Annotated in this window: 16 protein-coding genes; 8 read left to right on the top strand and 8 right to left on the bottom strand. The window is 68.0% G+C overall.

Going from position 1 to position 17,011, the window contains the following annotated elements; genetic code table 11:
* The first annotated feature begins 283 nt into the window (after window positions 1–283).
* The 3 genes from MED01_RS11980 (at window position 284) to MED01_RS11970 (ending at window position 2,711) form a co-directional block, all read left to right on the top strand.
* The gene (locus MED01_RS11980) at window positions 284–1,255 is read left to right on the top strand and encodes a CPBP family intramembrane glutamic endopeptidase (RefSeq protein ID WP_238668589.1); all 972 of its coding nucleotides are present in this window, start codon (window positions 284–286) and stop codon (window positions 1,253–1,255) included.
* Between the two features lie 65 nt (window positions 1,256–1,320).
* A complete protein-coding gene (locus MED01_RS11975; RefSeq protein WP_238668588.1) occupies window positions 1,321–2,262 on the top strand; it encodes a DUF5996 family protein in 942 nt (313 codons plus the stop codon).
* A gap of 143 nt (window positions 2,263–2,405) precedes the next feature.
* Window positions 2,406–2,711, top strand: coding sequence for a GNAT family N-acetyltransferase (locus MED01_RS11970; RefSeq protein WP_238668587.1), 306 nt, complete (start codon window positions 2,406–2,408; stop codon window positions 2,709–2,711).
* A 57-nt stretch (window positions 2,712–2,768) separates the two neighbouring features.
* On the opposite strand, the gene MED01_RS11965 is transcribed toward MED01_RS11970, so the two are convergent.
* The 7 genes from MED01_RS11965 to MED01_RS11935 form a co-directional block, all read right to left on the bottom strand.
* Window positions 2,769–3,977 (bottom strand): iron-containing alcohol dehydrogenase, encoded by a 1,209-nt coding sequence (locus MED01_RS11965; protein WP_238668586.1) that lies wholly within the window; start codon window positions 3,975–3,977, stop codon window positions 2,769–2,771.
* 66 nt (window positions 3,978–4,043) lie between these two features.
* Complete coding sequence (locus MED01_RS11960) at window positions 4,044–5,504, bottom strand: NAD-dependent succinate-semialdehyde dehydrogenase (RefSeq protein WP_238668585.1); 1,461 nt, start codon at window positions 5,502–5,504, stop codon at window positions 4,044–4,046.
* 255 nt (window positions 5,505–5,759) lie between these two features.
* Window positions 5,760–6,836, bottom strand: coding sequence for an ABC transporter ATP-binding protein (locus tag MED01_RS11955; RefSeq protein WP_238668584.1), 1,077 nt, complete (start codon window positions 6,834–6,836; stop codon window positions 5,760–5,762).
* Entirely contained in the window at window positions 6,836–7,903 is a 1,068-nt protein-coding gene (locus MED01_RS11950; protein ID WP_238668583.1) for an ABC transporter ATP-binding protein, read from the bottom strand. The genes MED01_RS11955 and MED01_RS11950 overlap by 1 nt, the downstream gene beginning before the upstream one ends.
* The gene (locus MED01_RS11945; RefSeq protein ID WP_238668582.1) at window positions 7,903–8,814 is read right to left on the bottom strand and encodes a carbohydrate ABC transporter permease; all 912 of its coding nucleotides are present in this window, start codon (window positions 8,812–8,814) and stop codon (window positions 7,903–7,905) included. The genes MED01_RS11950 and MED01_RS11945 overlap by 1 nt, the downstream gene beginning before the upstream one ends.
* Complete coding sequence (locus tag MED01_RS11940; RefSeq protein WP_238668581.1) at window positions 8,814–9,713, bottom strand: carbohydrate ABC transporter permease; 900 nt, start codon at window positions 9,711–9,713, stop codon at window positions 8,814–8,816. The genes MED01_RS11945 and MED01_RS11940 overlap by 1 nt, the downstream gene beginning before the upstream one ends.
* A gap of 47 nt (window positions 9,714–9,760) precedes the next feature.
* Window positions 9,761–11,194 carry a sugar ABC transporter substrate-binding protein gene (locus tag MED01_RS11935; RefSeq protein WP_238668580.1) on the bottom strand — a complete coding sequence of 478 codons (1,434 nt, stop codon included), beginning with the start codon at window positions 11,192–11,194 and terminating at the stop codon, window positions 9,761–9,763.
* Window positions 11,195–11,582: 388 nt separating this feature from the next.
* Between MED01_RS11935 and MED01_RS11930 the strand changes: the two genes are divergently transcribed.
* The 3 genes from MED01_RS11930 to MED01_RS11920 all read left to right on the top strand — a co-directional run bounded on the left by MED01_RS11930 (window position 11,583) and on the right by MED01_RS11920 (window position 13,826).
* Window positions 11,583–12,326 (top strand): GntR family transcriptional regulator, encoded by a 744-nt coding sequence (locus tag MED01_RS11930; RefSeq protein WP_238668579.1) that lies wholly within the window; start codon window positions 11,583–11,585, stop codon window positions 12,324–12,326.
* Window positions 12,327–12,415: 89 nt separating this feature from the next.
* Complete coding sequence (locus tag MED01_RS11925) at window positions 12,416–12,985, top strand: DJ-1/PfpI family protein (RefSeq protein WP_210781253.1); 570 nt, start codon at window positions 12,416–12,418, stop codon at window positions 12,983–12,985.
* A gap of 97 nt (window positions 12,986–13,082) precedes the next feature.
* The gene (locus tag MED01_RS11920; protein ID WP_238668664.1) at window positions 13,083–13,826 is read left to right on the top strand and encodes an alpha/beta fold hydrolase; all 744 of its coding nucleotides are present in this window, start codon (window positions 13,083–13,085) and stop codon (window positions 13,824–13,826) included.
* A 112-nt stretch (window positions 13,827–13,938) separates the two neighbouring features.
* On the opposite strand, the gene MED01_RS11915 is transcribed toward MED01_RS11920, so the two are convergent.
* Window positions 13,939–15,510, bottom strand: a complete 1,572-nt coding sequence (locus MED01_RS11915; protein ID WP_238668578.1) for an LPXTG cell wall anchor domain-containing protein — start codon at window positions 15,508–15,510, stop codon at window positions 13,939–13,941.
* A gap of 196 nt (window positions 15,511–15,706) precedes the next feature.
* Here MED01_RS11915 and MED01_RS11910 point away from each other — a divergent pair, with 196 nt between their 5' ends.
* Window positions 15,707–16,048, top strand: coding sequence for a VOC family protein (locus MED01_RS11910; protein WP_238668577.1), 342 nt, complete (start codon window positions 15,707–15,709; stop codon window positions 16,046–16,048).
* A 139-nt stretch (window positions 16,049–16,187) separates the two neighbouring features.
* The gene (locus tag MED01_RS11905; RefSeq protein WP_238668576.1) at window positions 16,188–16,949 is read left to right on the top strand and encodes a hypothetical protein; all 762 of its coding nucleotides are present in this window, start codon (window positions 16,188–16,190) and stop codon (window positions 16,947–16,949) included.
* The last annotated feature ends 62 nt before the right edge of the window (window positions 16,950–17,011 follow it).

Here is a 17,011-nt window from a genome sequence, read left to right as displayed (position 1 = left end):
GCTGGTCCGCCCGGCGCGGGGTCCACCGGCGCTCCTGGGGTGAACGTCGGTCGGACCGGTGCCACAGCCCCTCAGGTACGCGGAATGTCATGGCGAGGTGGTGACGTGGTGTCACTGCCCGCACGCCACCGCAGGTGCTGCAATGTAACGCGTACCTTTCCGGCCAGACCGGACATGCTGACCGGCGGATCTGTCGGTGCGCCTTCGTCCAGCGGCGAAAAACGTGCTTCACGGCACGTGCTCGTGGGCGCCTGACGGATTCACCCCGAGAGGAAATGCTCCGATGAACGCACCACCAACCGACGGGCCCCAGGGGAGCACGAGTCGCCCGAACCCGCCGGTCTCCGGCGACTCGCCCCCGCTGACGCGGGAACGTCCCCGGCCAACCGTCGACCCCTCCCGCCCGTTCGGCGCTCACCTGCGCATGGCGTGGTGGAAGCCGCTAGTGGTCGTCGCCGTGCCACCGCTGGTGATGCTGGCCCTCCAGGTGCTGTCGTGGCAGCTCGTGGGTGTCATCGAGGGCAGCGACGACCCGATGTCACCCACCATGACACCGTTGAAGTCCCTGGCCATCAACATCAGCATCTTCGCGGCGGGCGTCGTGGCGGTCCTGCTTCTGGCGCGGATCGCCGCGGTGCCGTGGCGCAGCCTGATCAGCTCACCCCGGGGCTTCGACGCCCGCCGCCTGAGGACTTACCTGGTCGGAGCGACGCTGCTGGTGGGCGTCGGGCTCGGTGTGGTGGCACTGGTCGCGCCCGACTCGCCAGGCTGGAAGGCCTTCGGTCTCAGCGGCACGACGATCGGCCTGCTGGTCGTCACCCTACTGACTACGCCGCTACAGTCAGCCGGCGAGGAGCTGTGGTGGCGAAGCGCCGTGCTGCCGGCGGCCGCGTCCTGGGTGCGGGCGGTCCGGCCGGCACTGGCCGTCGGGCTCGTCGTCTCCAGCCTGGGCTTCGCCATGCTCCACGGGTCGAACGACCCCTGGCTGTTCGGCTACTACACAGTCGTCGGCCTCTGCACCGGCCTGATGGCGATCATCAGCCGCGGCATCGAAGCGCCGGTCGCCTTCCACGTCGCCAACAACGTCCTGTTCGGGATCGTCAACACGGTGCTGGCCGACGGCGAGCCCTACGCGATAGACCGGTCCACCGACTCCGGTGACGCGTCCCTGCTGATCCTCGGCGCCGTCAACATCGCCATGGTGGTGCTGGTCTGGCTACGCGAGCGGCGCTCCCGGGGGGCGGGCGCGAGCTGACCTCGACAGGACACGAACGCGACGAGCGTCATCCACCGGTCACAGCGCCAATGAATGGAGTAACCATGACCAACCCGACAACGACGAGCTGGCCGAGCCTTCGGGTCTCGGACTGGACCCCCACCCGCGACACCCTGCACATGTGGACCCAGATCGTGGGCAAGATCCGCATGGCTCACGCGCCGCTGCTCAACCACTGGTGGCAGGTGACCCTGTACGTGAGTCCGCGCGGACTGACGACGTCGACCATCCCGTACCGCGCGGGTGCCTTCGAGATCGAGTTCGATTTCCTCGGCCACCAACTCGACGTCCGTACCAGCAACGGCGGTGCACGCAGTCTCCCGCTCCGGCCGATGCCGGTCGCCGAGTTCTACACGCGAATCCTGGACATGCTCAGTCAACTCGGGATCGAGGCACCGATCCGGCCGCATCCCAACGAGGTCGACCCGGCTATCCCGTTCGCCGAGGACCACGATCACGCCTCCTACGACGCAGAGGCGGCCAGCCTGTTCTGGCGGCAACTGCTGCAGGCGAACCGGGTGATCGGCGAGTTCCGGTCGCACTTCGTGGGCAAGGTCAGTCCGGTGCACTTCTTCTGGGGCGGGATGGACCTCGCCTGCACCCGCTTCTCCGGCCGGTCGGCCCCGCCGCACCCTGGCGGAGTGCCCAACTGCGGGGACTGGGTAATGGTCGAGGGCTACTCCCGGGAACTGTCCAGCTGCGGCTTCTGGCCCGGTGGCGGCGAGGAAGGCGCCTTCTACTCCTACGCCTACCCCGCACCTGACGGGTTCGCCGAGCAGCAGGTCGGTCCCGAAGGCGCCTACTTCAGCTCCCAGTTCCAGCAGTTCCTGCTGCCCTACGAGGTCGTACGCGCCGCACCGGACCCGGACCGCGCAGTCGCCGAGTTTCTCCGCACCACCTATGAAGCCGCCGCGGACCTGGGGCGCTGGGACCGCTCGGCATTGGAGGACAACCCGTTGCGGTGGCAGCAGACCCCTGCTGCCTGAGAACACCGGCGGGCGAGCGGCAGCGGTCTGGTTCGCCAGGAGATGCGGCTCCTCGCCACCGCTCAGCGGTAGGCGGCTGATCTGATCGGGCCGGGAACGGCCAGCCGTTCCCGGCCACCCCTGAGACGTACGGAGGACACGTGATGGTGGAAGTGAAGGACGTTCCCGAGGCCAACCGGTACGAGGCCCGGGTCGACGGCGAGTCCAGGATCGCGGGCGTCGCGCAGTACATCCGCACCGCGGAGCTCGTCGCGTTCGTGCACACCGAGGTCTCGCCGGATTACGAGGGCCGGGGGATCGGGTCGGCGCTGGTCCGCACCGCCCTCGACGAAGCCCGCGCCGCGCACCTGCTCGTCCTGGCCACCTGCCCGTTCTTCGCGGGTTGGATCGCCAGGCATCCCGACTACCAGGACCTGGTCTACCAGTCCCGCAGCAGAGTCAGCGACTGAATGCAGGGACGGTTCCCGGGCCGCACCGGCGGCCCGGGATCGGCGCGTCAGGACGTGTCAGGTCCGGTTCCCGGTCCAGGCCGCTTCGAGGATCGCGGTCAGGCTGGCGGTGTCGGTCGGGCCTGGATGGTTCTGGATCAGGCGGGTGACGCCACTGGCCATCTCCGCGAAGCGCGGGAGATCGGCGCGTGCCACGCCGATGTCCGCCAAGGTGGGAGGGATACCGATGTCGGCAAGGAGACCGTCGAGCCAGGTGAGGAACGTATCTGCGGCCTCGGCATCCGTCGCGTCTGTCACGTCGAGCCCGCACACCCCGGCGAGGATGGCCAACCGGTCGCTGATGGCATCCTTGGCCGCCGCCAGGGCATAGGGCAGTAGCAGCCCGACGCCCAGGCCGTGCGGCGTGTGCGTGGCCGCGCCGATGGGGTACTGGAGAGCGTGCGGGGCAGCGTTGCCCGCATGGGAGAAGGCGAGCCCGGCCAGCATCGACCCATAGGACATGTCCGCGCGCGCTTCGGTGTCGCCGCCGTCCCTGACAGCACGACGCAGGCTACGCGCGATCCGCTCGGCGGCCAGGAGCGCGTAGTGGTCGGTGATCGGGTTGCGGCCGAGGAACACCTGCTCCACCGGGTCGCGCGGTCCGTGGGCCCGGGGTCGCGCCGTGTAGCTCTCCACCGCGTGACACAACGCGTCGATGCCGGAGTGGGCGGTGACGCTCGCAGGGCAGGTGTAGGTGAGTTCGGGGTCGACGATGGCGAAGTCGGGCACGATGTGGACGCTGGACACCCCGACCTTCAGCTCGCGGTCCGGGTCGGTCAACACCGAGACGGGTGTGAGCTCGGAGCCGGTGCCTGACGTCGTGGGGACCGCGACGAGAGGAATCGTCGGCCCCGGCACCTTCGACTCGCCGTAGAAGTCGCGCGGCGTCCCACCGTGGCGGCGGATGACGCCGACGATCTTGGCGAGGTCGATCACCGTGCCACCCCCGATGGCGAGGATCACGTCGGCATCCACCTCGGCGGCCACCGAGACGGCCAGGGCGACATCGGAGAGTGGCACGTCTGGAGTCGCATCGGAGAAGACCTCGACGGCCTCGACCCTCTCCCGCACGGCGGCCACGATTTCGGCCACGCCGGGCTGCCCCAGCAGAACCTTGTCGGTCACGATGAGGACCCGCGAGCCGCTCTCGGCCACCACTCGTGGGATGTTCTGCGCGACCCCTTCGCCCACTATCAGCTGGCGTGGTCCGCGGACGGTCTCAAGCATGTCAGTGCCTCTCCGGAACGTCGGCGGCGATGTGCTGGTCGGCGGGCGCCCGGGGCAGCAGGCCGGTCATGGTAGGTCGATCGCCACGTAGGTGAGGTCGAGGTACTCGAGGATGCCCTCGTGCGACCCCTCCTTGCCGATCCCGGACTGCTTCACGCCACCGAACGGAGCTGACGGATCCGAGATCAGGCCACGGTTGATGCCGAGCATTCCCGTATCCAGCCCCTCGCTGAACCGGAGCGCCCGCTGGAGGTCGCGGGTGAAGACGTATCCAGCCAGGCCGTGCTCGGTGTCGTTGGCCTTCGCCATCACCTCGTCGTCGGATGTGAACGAGATGATCGGCGCCACCGGGCCGAAGATCTCCGCCTTCAGCATCTGCGCGTCTTCGGGTACGTCGACGAGGACGGTGGGCGGGTAGAAGTGGCCCGGCCCATCCGGACGTTCGCCACCCACGAGGACCCGGGCCCCGCGATCGACAGCGTCGGCGACGAGCCCATCGATTGTGGTCACCGAGGCCTCGTCGATCAACGCTCCGACGTCCACGCCGTCGTCGAGACCATGACCCACTGACAGTGCGCCCATCCGCTCGACGAAGCGTGCGGTGAACTCCTCGCGCACCGGCTCCTCGACGTAGATCCGGTTGGCCGCGATGCAGGACTCCCCGATGTTGCGCATCTTGGCCACCATCACGCCGTCGAGCGCGACGTCGAGGTCGGCGTCGGCACACACGATCAGGGCCGCGTTGCCGCCCAGTTCCATTGAGGTACGCAGCACGTTGTCCGCGGCCTGTCGGAGCAGCACGCGCCCGACCTCTGTCGACCCGGTGAACGAGAGCTTGCGGGTCCGACTGTCGGCCAGCAGTGCCGAGACCACCGCGCCGGAGCGTTTCGTGGTCACCACGTTGACGACGCCGGGGGGAACGCCGACCTCCTCCATGATGCGGGCCAGCAACAGCATGGTGAGTGGCGTCTGACCTGCTGGCTTGGTGATCGTCGTGCAGCCCGCGGCCAGCGCGGGAGCGATCTTGCGGGCACCCATCGCCAACGGGAAGTTCCAGGGCGTCACGAAGACGCACGGTCCGACCGGCTTCGGCACGGTGAGGATGCGATACCCGCCAGCGGGAGCGACGCTGTAGCGCCCCTCGACGCGTACCGCCTCCTCGGCGAACCAACGGAAGAACTCGGCGCCGTAGGCCACCTCACCCCGAGCCTCGGCGAGCGGCTTGCCCATCTCGAGCGTTATCAGCCGGGCGACCTCCTCGGATCGCTCGGTCAGTGCCCGGGACGTCGCTGTCAACAACTCTGACCGTTTCCGCGGCGGGGTAGCCGCCCACTGCGCCATTGCCGTGCTCGCCGCGTCCAGGGCGGCGAGCCCGTCAACGACATCGGCGTCCGCCACCTCGGCGATGGTCTTGCCGGTGGCCGGGTCCTCGACGGCAAAGGTGGCTCCGCTTGCGGCGTCGCGCCAGGCGTCGCCGATCCGGAGCCGCCGATGCTCGGGAGCCAGCACGTTCATCGGGTCACTCATCGCGTCGCCTCCTGTGATCTTCTTCGTGATGTCCGGCGTGCCTCAGCGATCACGCTGTGCGCGTAGACGGACGGGTCACACGCCCTCGTCGGGGCGAGGTTGCCGAGCGGGTCGAATGCGGCATCGCCCCCGCGCCGCCGATCGTCTGCGCGGGCCACGGCCGTCTCAGCGTCGTCAGGCCGTTCGCGCTGGTGACGGTCCGCGGAGGCTCGAATGCCACGTGTCGGCGCATGTCGCCGTCGCCGCCCGGCGCCGTTACCGCCCCGCCTCGGACAGCGACAGCCCGGTGCCCGCGTCGAACAGGTGCGCACGGTCCAGGTCGACAGTGACCTGCAGGCGCTCGCCCGGAGTACCGGTGACTGTGGGTCGCGCCTTGACCTTGAGGATCTCCGTCCCCACTCGGACGTCGACCACCGTTCGGTCACCGAGCGGCTCAAGCCCGTAAAGCTCGCCCGACAACGACACGTCCCCACGTTGCTCGACTGACAGGTCCTCCGCGCGCAGGCCCAACAGCAGCTCACGACCGTCCTCAGCCGTGGTCCAGCGGGGCCGTGGCAGCGTCCAGCCGTCCGCACCGACCAGACGATCTCCATCGGCGCGGCAGGCGAGCAGGCTGATCGGTGGGCTCCCGACGAATGCGGCGACCCACTGGTTGGCGGGACGCTCGTACACCTCGGTCGGCGTTCCGACCTGTTGCACCTTCCCCTCCTTGAGGACCGCGACCTGATCGGCCATGGACAGGGCCTCGACCTGGTCGTTCGTCACGTAGACGAAGGTCGCTCCGAGGCTCCGGTGGATGCGGGTGAGCTCGGTGCGCATCTCGACGCGGAGCTTGAGGTCGAGGTTGGTGAGCGGTTCGTCCATGAGGAACGCGCGCGGGCTACGGACCAGCGCCCGGGCCAGGGCGACACGCTGCATCTCACCGCCCGACAACTGGGAGGGCCGGCGTTGCAGCAGACGTTCGATGTGCAGCAGGCTGGACATCTGCTCGACGGCGGCCGCGATCTCGCCCGACGAACAGCGCCGGGCCCGCAGCGGCGAAGCGATGTTCTCGTACACGGTGTGGCGCGGGTAGAGGGCGTAGCTCTGGAAGACCATCGCCAGGTCGCGTTCGGCCGGGGCGTCGCGGGTCGCGTCCCGCCCGTCCAGGTGCACCGACCCGGCGTCGAGCTTCTCCAGGCCGGCGATCGCCCGTAGGGTCGTCGTCTTTCCCGCCCCGGAAGGCCCGAGGACGACGAAGAACGAGCCGTCCGGCACGTCCAGCGTCACCCCGTCCAGCGCCTGGACCTTGCCGAAGGACTTGCGCAGCCCGTGTGCTGCAACGGTTCCCATCAGGCCACCAGCTCTTCCGTGCTCACGTCGTAGACCGTCGGGGTTCCGCCGGTGTGCCGCAGCCCGACCTTTGCTTCAGCGGCGAAACGAACAGTCGGTGGCATCCGGACCCGGACGTCACGTTGGCCGCCGTGGTCGACCACGTAGATGACTTCGTCGCCCAGCCACTCCACCGAGACCACCCGGGCCGGGATCGAGCCTTCCGCCTCGGGTGCGGTGACTTCCAGCGCCTCCGGCCGGACGCCTGCGACCAGGCGGCGGTCGCGTGGCAGGCCGGGCGGTGGCGGGAGAACCAGTCCGCCCTGACTGTGCAGCTTCCCGTCGACCACCTCCACCTCGATCAGGTTCATCGGCGGAGAGCCGATGAACGCGGCGCAGAAAAGACTCGCCGGACGGTCGTAGACCTCCAGCGGGGTGCCGATCTGCTCCACGCGGCCCTTGTTGAGGATGGCGATCCGGTGACCGAGTGACATCGCCTCGACCTGGTCGTGGGTGACGTAGACCATCGTCGCGCCCAGTTCCCCCTGCAGGTGCTTGATCTCCGTGCGCATGTCCGCCCGCAGCTCCGCGTCCAGGTTGGTGAGCGGTTCGTCCATGAGGAAGGCACGCGGTCGGCGCACCAGGGCGCGGGCGAGCGCGACACGCTGCTGCTCCCCGCCGGACAGCTGGCGCGGTCGCCGGTCCAGGAGCGGGCCGAGCCGCATCAACCGGGCGGCCTCGGTGACCCGGGCGTGCACCTCCGGCTTGGGCAGTCCCTCGGCCCGCAGGGGGAACGCCAGGTTGTCGCGGGTTCGCAGATGCGGGTAGAGAGCGTAGAACTGGAACACCATGGCGATGTCGCGTTCCGCCGGCGGCAGGTCGTTGACAAGCGTGTCGCCGATGCGGATGTCGCCCGCGGTCTGCCTCTCCAGGCCGGCGATGGCCCGCAGCGTCGTCGTCTTGCCGCAACCCGAAGGGCCGAGCATCACGAACAGCTCGCCGTGGCCGATGGACAGGTCAACGTGCTCAACCGCGACCGTCCCGTCCGGGTAGCGCTTGTGCAGCGCTGTCACCTCGATGCCCGCCATCAGCGTCGCACCGCCCCGAGCGTCACACCGGCGATGAGGTGCTTGCGCACCAGGTACGCGAAGACGAGCACCGGTAGGGCGAACACCACTGAGGAGGCGGCCACGAGACCCCAGTCCGTGGTGGTGCCGCCGATCAGACCGGCGATGGCCGGTGGGGCCGTCCGCACGCTGTCGCTGGAGGTGAGGAAGGTGGCGAACACGAACTCGTTCCACGAGAAGATGAGCGCGAATACCGCCGTCGCGGCGATGCCGGGCACGAGCAGCGGCAGGGTGTATCGCCAGAACGCCTGCAGACGGGTGTAGCCGTCGAGCATGGCGGCATCCTCGTACTCGGCGGGCACCTCGTCGACGAACCCCTTCATCATCCAGATCGTGAACGGGACGTTGAAGGCGGCGTAGATGAGGATCAGGCCGAGCTTGTTGTCGATGAGTCCGAACTCGCGGTACATCAGGAAGATCGGGATCACGACCACCACTGGCGGCATGAAGCGGGTGGACAGGATGAAGAACAGTTGGTCCTTCTTGGCTCTCACGGCGAAGCGTGAGTAGGCCCAGGCCGCCGGGACCCCCAGCACGGTGGCCAGCAACGTGGAGACACCGGCGACCACCACCGAGTTGAAGAACGAGACGGACAAGGCGGTGCGACCACCGTCGGGGGCGACGAACACGTCCTTGAAGTGGGCCATGGTGACGTCGAAGTCGAAGAACTTGGCCGGGATGGCGTAGACGTCCCGGTTCTCCTTGATCGACGTCTCGAGCATCCACAGCACTGGAAAGAGCATCAACACGGCCAGCACGGTCAGCAGCACGACCTCCAGCACGGAGCGGCCGCGACCGCCAAGGCGGCGCGCCGGGGGAGCGTGATCCCGGGCCGGGCCTGTGGACACGGCCTCGTCGACGGAGACGGCCATCAGTCCTCCTTGAGCTTGTTCAGGTAGCGCAGGTAGAGCTGCGTGAGGACGATGACGACGAGGACCATGAGAATCCCGTACGCCGATGCGGTTCCGGTGTTGAAGCCCAGGAACGCGACCTTGTAGATGTGGAACGACAACGTCTCGGTGGAGACGCCGGGGCCTCCGTTGGTGAGGATGTAGACGAGGTCGAACAGCCGGAAGGCCTCGATGGCCCTGAACATCACGGCAATGAGAAGCAGCGGCCACACCAGCGGAAGAGTGATGGTGCGGAATCGGAACCACTCGGACGCCCGGTCGATCGAGGCCGCCTCGTACAGGTACTTGGGAACCGCGCTGAGGCCGGCGAGTGCGATGAGCATGATGAACGGCGTCCACTGCCAGGTGTCAACAACGATCAGGGAGATCAGTGCGGTCCGCTGACGGGTGAGCCACTCCACCTGCCCCAGACCGACCGAGCCGAGCATGCTGTTGACCACGCCGAACTGCGCGTCGAGCATGAACCGCCAGAACAGCCCGACCACGACCGGCGACAGCATCATCGGAACCAGGAACAGCGTGGTCAGCACTCCTCGCCCGTGCGTGCGTCGGGAGATCAGGTAGGCGATGCCGAAACCGAGCACGGTCTGCAGGCCGACCGCGCCGACCACGTAGAGCAAGGTCGTCAGGGCCCTCGTGTGGACCTGCGCCGACGTCAGGATCGCTGTGTAGTTCCCGAACCCGATGAAGTGGGCCGGCCCGCCGCGGGTGGCCGAGTAGTCGGTGAAGGACAGGTACAACGACCACAGCAACGGGAACACCGACATGGCGAGCAACAGCAGCATCGCCGGGGAGATGAACGTGACGGCGAGCCAGCGGTCGCTCAGCCGGCGGGACCGCCCCGGGGCAGGTGGCGTCACAGACACCACCTGCCCGGGGTGGTCGGTGGTCAGAGGGGCGGGGTCTTTCACAGTCCGCCGCCACCCTTGCGGTTGCTGGAGTCGAGTACGCCCTGCTGCTCCTTGGCGATGTCGTCGAGCGCATCCTTCGGCTTCTTGGCGCCGTTGAGGGCCGCGTTCACGTTGGTGTTCTCGATGTCGACCAGGCGCGCGTACTCCGGCACGTTCCACATGTCCCGCATCCGCGGCACCGAGTCGGCGTACACGTTGTTGAACGGCCCGGCATTGAGGAACTCGGGCGACTGCAGGGCGTCCGTACGCGCTGGCACGCCGCCGGCCGCAGCCCACTTCTTCTGGACGTCAGCCTGCTCGAACCACTTCATGAAGTTCAGGGCCTCGGCCTGGTTCGCGCTGGCGGAGTAGGCCGAGACGTGCATCCCCATACCGCCGAGCGGGACCAGGTCGGTCTTCTGGCTCGGCAGGGTGGCGAAGCCCAGCTTGTCGAGAATCTGCTCCCGCGTGGTGCCGAGCGTCGACTGCTTCGGATCGAGCAGACCGCCGCTCGCGGCGATCCAGTTGAACGCGATGCATGCCTTGCCCTGGGCGACAGCCGCGTTGACCTCGTCGATGAACCAGTTGCCGGAGCCCTTGGCGGTCAGCGGCTTCATCTTGTTGACCAGGACGTCCATCGCCTCCTGGCCAGCGGCGTCGTTGAGGACACCGTCGATCTTGCGTGCCTTGGGGTCCCAGAGGTTGCCGCCGTAGACGCCGTTGACCGTGTTGTAGGTTACGGCCGCGGCGTCGGAGCCGTTTGCCTGGTGGAAAGCCAGCCCGCTGATGCCGGGGTTGTCCGCCTGGCACTTCTCGGCGGCCGAGATCATCTGGTCCCAGGTCTGCGGTGGCTTGTCGCCGATCAGGTCCTTGCGGTAGATCATCGTCCAGGTGTCGCCGAGCAGCGGCAGTCCGTACAGGCTGGCGTTCTCGTCGCGCTTGCCGGTCTCCGCCTGGGGGAACTGGCCGTAGGCGGCCAGGAGGTACGGGTTGTAGGCATTGACGTCGATGTTCGACTTGACGAAGTCGGTGAGGTCGAGGATGTTGCCGTTCGTCACGGCCTCACCGATGTGCTGCGAGTCCAGGATCGCGATGTCGAAGTCGGTCTTGCGCGCGGCGAACTGGGTGAACATCGCGTCGTGCCAGTTCGCGTTCGGCACGGTGTTGACCTTGATGGTCGCGTTCGGCCGTTCCTTCTTGTACTCCGCGTTCGCGAAGTCTTCGAGGACCTTCGCAGGGGGCCAGTCGAACCAGATGAAGCTGAGGGTCAGCGGATCCTTGGTGAGCTCCGGGATGGTCGCCGGTGCCTTCGGGGCGCTCGTCTTCGCGCCGTCGTCCTTGCTATCGCCACAGGCCGTCACGGTGGTGGCCACCAGCAGCATGGCCGCCGTCGCCAGCCGCACCTTCCGCCCGGTATTAGACGTTTGCCCTATTCGCTTCGGAAACCGCATCTTCTTGCCTGCTTTCTGGGTGGGGACTTCTAAGGCCTCGCTATGTGCTTCGCCGAGCAGTTGCTGGGTTGTTCAGACACGTCGCCGGGCTGCCGCGGGGACCGACCCGCGGACCGGCGTCCGAGTACGCCGCGGCGTACCGGGTCTTCATGCCGTCGAGAAGTCCTTCGGTCCAGCTGCGACCCGGTGACGAACCGAGCAGGACGTCGAGCATGCTCGTGGAGTTCCAGGTGATCGAAGTGGAGCCGTGACGGGCGGTGCCGCGATGTGCAGGATGGCGGGCGACAGTCACTTTTCCTATACGATCGAGTTGGGGCGTCAGCATGCCGCAGCGTTGTGACTGATGTCAATAGGCTCGCGAAGGCGTAAGAAGGGACCTCACGTCACGATGGACGACGAAGCGATGATCGTGCGGGGCCGCAGGTCCGTGACGGGCGGAATGCCGCCGGGCAGATCTGGCGGCCGGCTTGCCGACGAGGTGTACGACACGCTGCTCGGGCAGCTGATGTCGCTACGCATCGAGCCTGGCTCCCGCGTCACGATCGACGTCTTGGCGCGGGAGCTGGGGGTCTCACAGACACCGATCCGAGACGCTCTCAACCGGATGGAGGCAGAGGGCCTTGTCGTGCGGGTACCCCATGCCGGCTACCGCATCCCTCCGCAGATCACCCGGCACCGATTCGAGGACATGCTCGAGGTCCGCCTGCTCCTTGAGCCGGCGGCGGCCCGTAGGTCCGCCGAACGCGCATCCTCGGAGCAGGTGGCCGGACTGCGACGGATGCTGGAGGAGATGGCCGAGCTGGAGGGGGGCAGCGGGCCCATGGCCTACGGCGCCTTCGGACTACGCGACGCCGCCTTTCACGATCTCGTCGCCCTGAGTGCGGAGAACCAGGTCATCCGTGAAGCGCTCGCTCGCCTGCACAGCCACGTGCACCTCTTCCGGCTTCACCACGACACCCAGGTCACTCACCTGGCCATGGCCGAGCACGAGGAAGTTGTGGCCGCGATCGCCGCGCGTGACCCCGACGCCGCCGCCTACGCGATGCGTCGCCACATCTTGCGGTCCGGCGAACGTTTCAGACGAGTGTTCGACGAGATCGAGGACGCCGGGGCAATGTCGGTAGAGGCTTGACGAGCGCGCTGGGCCCAGGAATGCTAACCCAATCCTGATCGGATCGGATTGGATCCACCTCACCCGCCCCCAGATGCGAGGAGAAGCAGGTGCCCAGAGCGCTGCTCCTGACCGGCGACGCCGCCGAGGAGCTCGACACCATGTATCCCTACTATCGCGTGCAGGAGGGCGGCTGGGACGTCGACGTCTCGTCACGGACGATGCGTGACGTGCAACTGGTCATCCACGAGTTCGACCCCAACTCCGACGCCTACGTGGAGAAGAACGGCCGCAAGCTGCCGGTCGACGTACCCTGGGCCCAGGTCGACGTCGAGCGCTATGACGCCCTCATCATTCCCGGGGGACGTGCTCCCGAGTGGATCCGGGTCGACGCCGACGTCAGGCGCATCACCGAGCACTTCTTCGCGCGCAACCTTCCCATCGCGCTGGTGTGCCACGGCGCGCAGGTACCAGCGGTGTACGGGCTGCTGAAGGGTCGGAAGACGGCGTGCTTTCCCCCCATCACCGGTGACATGGAGAACGCGGGCGCGACGGTCATCGACGCTCCCGACGTCGTGGACGGCAACCTCGTCTCCTGCCGGGGATGGCCCGACATGCCGCAGTTCGGCAGGGCGATGATGGAGCTCTTCTCGAAGTCCGTCGACCCCGCCTCGGCATGAGCACACCTGGCCTGCCCTGGTGACCGCACTCCGGACCGTCACAGTGGACGGTTCCCCCGTCCACGTCCTGGAGAGCGGCGCGGGGCCCGCGGTGCTGATGTTGCACGGCTCCGGACCCGGCACTACCGGGTCCGGAGCCTGGGCAACGACGGCGCAGGCGCTGGGCGCGTCCTGGCACCTGGTGGCCCCGGACCAGGCGGGGTTCGGCCGTACACCCATCCCGGCGGGCTCCAGGGGTGGGCTCCGGCTGTGGACGGAGCAGGCCGCGGGCCTGATGGATGCTCTCGGTATCGAGTACTACGCCGTGGTGGGTCACTCCATGGGCGGCGCCGTGGCGCTGGCGTTGGCGGCCACGCGCCCCCAGCAGGTCACCCGTGTCGTCGCGGTCTCGACGATGGGCGCCCCCGGGGCGCCGCTGTCGGCCGACCTCGACGCGGTCTGGGCCGCCCCCGCCGGCCCGCTCGGGGCACGAGACATGCTCAGTCGCCTCGTCCTCGACCAAGCGCTCGTGACCGATTCGGCCGTCGACGCCCGTGCAGCCGCGATGCGAACGGGGGAGGCCGCATTCGCGTCGTTGTTCCCTCCACCAAGGGCACGGTGGGTCGACGACCTCACCCTCTCGGCGCAAACGCTGGCAGCGGTGCGCGCGCCCGTGCTGCTCGTTCACGGCGCCGAGGACCGGATCACCCCGCTCGAGACGGCAGCCCAGCCCCTGCTCGAACACCTGACCGATGCCCGTCTGCACGTGCTCGACCGATGCGGGCACGTGCCGGCGATCGAGCACCCGCACGAGTTCAGGCAACTGCTGTCGTGCTTCCTCCGCCTGGACCGCGATCACTAGCTGCTGCGGCATGCCAGGGCGACGACCGTGCAGAGTCACGGCAGGTCATGAGACGCACAGCAGTGCCCCGACGACCTGAGGTCGACGGGGCACCGCTGGTGCAGGGAGTAGATCAGGCGACGAAGCGGTTCCTGCGGCGGCGGGTCGCCACGAAGCCCGCAGCGCCGGCGGCGAGCAGTACGCCACCGATGGCGGCGGTCAGGCCGGCCTTGGCACCCGTGATCGGCAGCGAGCCATCGGTGTCCCCGCCTCCCTGGCCGTCATCCCCGCCGGGGTTCTCGCTCCCGCCGTCAGCGCTCGCGATGATGGTGACCTTCGCGCTGTCGTTGGCAGGGTTGAGGTCCACGCCGGCGTCGAAGGTCAGCTGCACCTGGGCGGCCCGGGTGCCGGCCTCGTCGAGGCGCAGTCCGAACTCGTACTCCATCTTCTCGCCCTGCGCCAGGCGCTTGTGCTCGCCGCAGTGGTAAACCTTGGCGCCAGGCTTTCCAGGCACCCAGTCGCCGTAGCTCGAGCAGGTCATCGGAACGCGTACGGCCGTGACGCCACTCGGCAGCGAGAGCACGGTACGGGCCCGGAGATCCTTGGCTCCGTCAACGTTGACAGCCGCCGGGCCGTTGTTGACGTAGCCGACCTTCAACGGCACCGTGGCGCCGACCTCTCCGGTCGCGGTCGTCGGCGTCCCGAGCGCCGCCACCTCAGCCCCCTGGTCACCGCTGACCTGGAGTCTCATCACCGTCCTGCTGTTCTGGTGGTTGACGTCTGTCTGCGGCGACCTGCTCTGCAGACCAACCGGCTCAAGCCTCAGCTCCCCCTCGGTGCCCTGCTGGCCAAGTAGCGCCGGGTTGAAGGACTGGGACTCCTCCCAGTCTGCCGGCGTGAACCAGCGCGCCGCGCCGGTGTGACCGTTCGGGGCCGGATCGTCGGTCGGCACTGTGAAACCGAAGCTGGAGTCGAGCCGTGCGGCGCCGCCCGGCTCGATGGTGTTGGGGAACCGGCAGGCGAAGGCGTGGCGGAAGGCGTCGGCGGGGCTGTACTCACAGTTCTTGTACCGCTTCGACGGGCCGTAACCGTAGCCGCCTTCGAAGAACAGCACCACGCTGTGGACGGCCTTCTCGCCGCGGTTCGCCACTGTGAGCGGGACGTCGAGCGTGCCGCCGAGGGTGCCTGTCAGCTGGAGCCCTTGCTCGATGCCGGCGAGATCCACGCCCTCACCGATGCTGACGCTCGAGTGGTAGGTGGCCGAACCGCCGCCGCCATCGGTGACGGTGAACTTGATTTCGCCCTGCTGGTTGAGCGTGGCGCTCTTCTTCGCCCGGACGACCAGGTCGACCATGGTGATGTACGTGTAGTAGTCGTTTTCCTCCGCCACCACCTTGCAGGTGAGGATCGCACCAGACTCGGTGCAGGGGGCAGCACTGTTGGCGTCCCGCACGTCGGCGAAGCCAGCGACCTTGCTCCGGTCCACCTTCACCGTGTATTCGCCCCACTCCGAGTTGCTGGTGCGGGTGCGGGCAAAGAGGTTCGTCCCTTTTGCAGGGCCGCCGGGGGCGACAACCACATCTTGGGCGAAGAAATCGAGGTCCTCGGCGGCAGGGGCGGCGAAGGCGGGGATGGCGGAGGCGGCGAGGAGCACGCCTACGACGCCGAGCCCGGCAAGCCAGCGTCGGGCGAGTTGCTTGGGCATTACCGGGTTCCTCCGTGGGGTTGATCAATGGGGCCCGTGGAGCTTATGAGGCCGTCAGGGGCTGGTGCCGCCCCACTCGGGCGCCAGCGGCGGATATCGGCCGAACGGAGGGCCAGCATCGTCGTCCGGCCGACCGCCGCACCATGGCGATCGTCATTTTTCTGATCTTCCGGGGCCGGGCACCTAGCATGGCGTCATGACCGTAGATCTGTTCGCGGGCATTCCCGTTCGCGACTACGCCGCCGCGGCGGCCTGGTACGAGCGACTCCTCGGCGCCCCGCCATCGTTCCTACCGAATGACACCGAGGCGGTGTGGGAACTCGCCGAGCACCGGTACCTGTTCATCGAGGTGCGGCCCGACCATGCCGGGCACGCCATGCACACCGTCTTCGTCAGCGACTTCGACGCCCGTATCGCCCAGATCGCCGAGCGCGGCCTGGAGCCGGCCGGGCGCGAGACCTACGACAACGGCGTCCGCAAGGCCACCTTCCGCGACCCGGACGGCAACGAGATCGGCATCGGCGGCGAGCCGGTCTGACGAAGGTTGGCGACGTCCGCAGACCCCCGTAGGGGCGACGGACACGCAGACTGCCCCGACCGGAAATCGGTCGGGGCAGTGGCGTTCGTATGATTCCAGCGCCTAGGGGACTTCGATACAGTGCCGTTCATGGTGTGCGATGGCTAGCGTCAGAGGCCGGTTCGAGTATCCCGATGGGCTGATCCCAGGAGTGTCCAAAGCGGGCGGACTTCACCAAAATCTATACAATGACGCCGGGAAACTCGTTGACCACGGCACGTTCATCCCGGACGGTGACAGCACGGGTTCGGCAGGGCCGGGGCGAGAGTCGTCGGAATTCAAGGATCTGGTCAAGACGCTTGCTCTGGAAGCCGCCGCGAGGGCTGCCATGGCGGCCGCGCCGCATGTCGAGCGGTGGCTGGTGCAGCAGGCGCTGCCTGCTGCGAAGACCGCGTTGACCCAGCAGGCGGTGCCAGCGGTGAAGTCGACATGGAACAACCAGGCGCTCCCCGCGATGCGGTCGACGTGGAACTTTGTGTCGGGAAAACGAACCTCTCGTGGTGCCATCGCCGCCGAATCGGCCCCGGAGACGGGTCCGATCTGGGTTACGTCGACTGTGGGCGGGGAACCGTCGCCAGAACTGGTTGCGGCGCTTGAGAGCTTCAGCGCCGGGGGCAGCGAGGCGGAAGCGAGGGAGCGTTTCGTCGCGGCGATGATGGCGCAACTGCTCACCGAGGACGGACGACTGTTCAACGAGGTACAGGCGAGAGTGCTGCGCAACGTCGGGGCTGAGGAACTGAACGTGGAGAGCACGCTCGGCCCGGAGCAGGTGAGCGACAGCATCAGGCGGATGCTGGAAGAGGACCCGGCATTGATCGATGAGTTGGTGCGGGCTCTGGGACCGCGCCGAATCGAGGGGTGAGCGACTGCACTCCGCCCGGGCAATGGCGGTGTAGCCACCTACCCGGCCCGACCGCTGTGGCT

Origin of the sequence: Micromonospora alfalfae (assembly GCF_022230925.1) — a bacterium.
Taxonomy (GTDB): domain Bacteria; phylum Actinomycetota; class Actinomycetes; order Mycobacteriales; family Micromonosporaceae; genus Micromonospora; species Micromonospora alfalfae.
Note: the sequence above shows the minus strand (reverse complement) of the source record. Positions and strands in the feature narration are given on the sequence as shown.